The organism is Marinospirillum sp., assembly GCF_014859565.1.
This window is the reverse complement of sequence record NZ_JACUUA010000349.1, coordinates 1-2,667: the sequence shown is the minus strand read 5'-3', so window position 1 is coordinate 2,667 and position 2,667 is coordinate 1. Positions and strand designations below refer to the sequence as shown.

Sequence of the window (2,667 nt, the reverse complement as noted above, 5' to 3'; positions counted from 1 at the left end):
GAAGTTGGAAGCCTCGCCCGTGGCGCTTTAGCGCTTAGGGCGGGGAGCAGTCACCCATCCTTTTTTAATAATCATTTCGGAGCCTCCTTTCTGAAAGCGCTGAACCAATTAGCGCTGTTGGTAGATCTAAAGCTGGTATCATCTGTAACTAAACAATGTTGGCTAAGATAACAGGAACGTGTTTTTTTGTAAATCCCGAGTTTCGGATAGTAATAGATAGGGGGTGTTCCATGCACATTGAATTTCTGGGTGCCGCACAAGAGGTGACGGGTTCTTGCCATCTGATTCAAGTGGGTCGACAGCGTATTTTGCTGGATTGTGGTTTGATGCAGGGTGGTGGCAAGGTGCGGGAAGGCGAGGCTAACAGTGAGCCTTTTCCTTTTGATCCAGCCAGTATTGATGCGGTGGTGTTAAGTCATTCTCATCTGGATCATTGTGGGCGTATTCCGGTGCTGGTGAAAGAAGGTTTTAAGGGCAAAATTTATACCCAGCGTGCCTGTCAGGAAATGTGCCGGGTGATGTTTATGGATGCAGCCCATATTGCCAAGCGGGATGCTTACACCCAGAACCGCAAACGCGAGCGTAAGGGTTTGTCCCTGATTGATCCGCTGTTTACCACGCGGGATGCTGAAAAGGCGTTAAAACATTTTCGGGGCATGGATTATGCCCAGCCGATGCAGATTGCGGATGGGGTGAGTGTCACCTTGTTTGATGCCGGTCATATTCTGGGTTCATCCATTGTGCAGTTGAAGCTGCAAGAAGACGGCCATACCCGCACACTGGTGTTTTCCGGTGATTTGGGTCATGCCGGTGCGCCGATTCTGCGTAATCCTACTTTTGTACGTGAGGCCGATGTGGTGCTGATGGAAAGTACCTACGGCGGGCGTTGTCACCGCAGTTGGGAAGATAGTTTCATCGAGATGGGCGAGGTGCTTAAGGAGGCCCGTCAATCAGGTGGTAATGTGTTAATTCCGGCCTTTGCAGTGGGTCGTACCCAAGAGTTGCTGTACTTGTTTGCTAAGCACTACAAAGAGTGGGGCATGGCTAACTGGCAGATTTATCTGGATAGCCCCATGGCGATTGAGGCCACCGAGGTGTATGCCCATCACAGCCATTTGTATGATGCAGAAACCCGCGAGATGTGGGCAAAACATCAGTACAGGGATTTGTTACCGAATCTGCATATCACCCGCTCGCAGGAAGAATCCATGCAGATCAACACTACCAAAAAGGGTGCCATTATTATTGCCGGTAGTGGCATGTGTGAAGGTGGCCGGATTCGACATCACTTAAAAAACCATGTTTGGCGGGAAGGCAATCATCTGGTGTTTGTGGGTTTTCAGGCGCGTAATACTCTGGGGCGGCGGATTATTGAAGGTGCCACAACCATCAAGCTCTGGGGTGAAGAAGTGAATGTGGCTGCCAGAGTGCATACCATCAACGGTTTTTCTGCCCATGCGGATCAAAAAGGTTTGATTGACTGGTATCGCCATTTTAATGATTCACCACCCTTGTTGCTGGTGCATGGTGAGACGGAATCTCAGCAGGCATTGATAGAGGCGATTAAACCCTGGACGCTGGCAAGAGCACCGTTACCGGGACAGACATTGGATTTGCTGGATTTTTTCAGTCCTTTGCAGGGTGGTTTTAAAGCATCATGAAGTTAAAACAAGCGTTGAGATTAAAGAAAATCTTAAGATTGCCTCGTTGGTTGTTGGTTTTTGTACTCTTAGGTGGTGGTTTTGTTTACTGGCAAGAAGTGCAGCAGCGTGAATATCATGCTTATGCCGGTTTGCCGCAGGTGCAGGACTGGAAGGACTGGCAGAACTGGCATCGGGTGCTGCGTAATGAAGGGTTTATGATGGGCTATTCGGATTGGCGTCTGAACCCTTTATGGGTCATCTATCGTCTGGATAATCGCCCTACCAGCAGTATCGGCCCTCGCCCAACTCGCTTTGATGCAGACTGGCGTACCCTGCCTTTCTGGCAGGTCACTCACGATAACTATACCCGCAGCGGTTATGATCGGGGGCACCTTGCTCCCAACTATGCTATTGCCCAGATTCATGGGCGAGAAGCTCAGTTAAAAACCTTTTTAATGACCAATATCAGCCCACAAACACCTGAGCTGAACCGCCAGGTTTGGCAGCGCATTGAACAATCTGCGATGGATCATTTTGTGCAGATTAAAGGAGAGCTCTGGGTCATTACCGGCCCGGTCTTTGGTGATAGAAAGAATCGTTTAAGCAGCGATCCCAGAGTACATATCCCCGAAGCTTTTTATAAAATTTTTGTGGCTCCGCCGCGTGATGGCCGTCCATTAAAAGTACTGGCTTTTCTGGTGCCGCAGCAGGTGAATGGCCGGGAGCCATTGGATCAGTTTTTGGTGAGCGTACGAGAGGTGGAGCAGCAGACAGGTTTGAATTTTCTGCATCGTTTGCCGCAGGAGCTGCAGGATGAGCTGGAAACAGTCATTCAGCCGGAGCCTTGGCAGCTGGGGGTAGTGAATCGCAGGATGGGGCGCTTCTGAATACAAAAAAAGCGCCTTGTTTTGATCCTTTGATCAACAAGTCGCTTTCTTTGATGTTGCAGTCACTTCGTTGGTGCCCAGGAGAAGACTCGAACTTCCACGACCTTTCGATCACTGATACCTGAAACCAGCGCGTC

2 protein-coding genes are annotated in these 2,667 nt (G+C 49.7%); both read left to right on the top strand.

All coding sequences use genetic code 11. The features are described from left to right. Positions 1-230 precede the first annotated feature (230 nt). Entirely contained in the window at positions 231-1,661 is a 1,431-nt protein-coding gene (locus tag IBX50_RS19465) for an MBL fold metallo-hydrolase (protein WP_292258056.1), read from the top strand. Between the two features lie 38 nt (positions 1,662-1,699). Beyond that, positions 1,700-2,530 carry a DNA/RNA non-specific endonuclease gene (locus IBX50_RS19460; protein WP_292258055.1) on the top strand — a complete coding sequence of 277 codons (831 nt, stop codon included), beginning with the start codon at positions 1,700-1,702 and terminating at the stop codon, positions 2,528-2,530. The last annotated feature ends 137 nt before the right edge of the window (positions 2,531-2,667 follow it).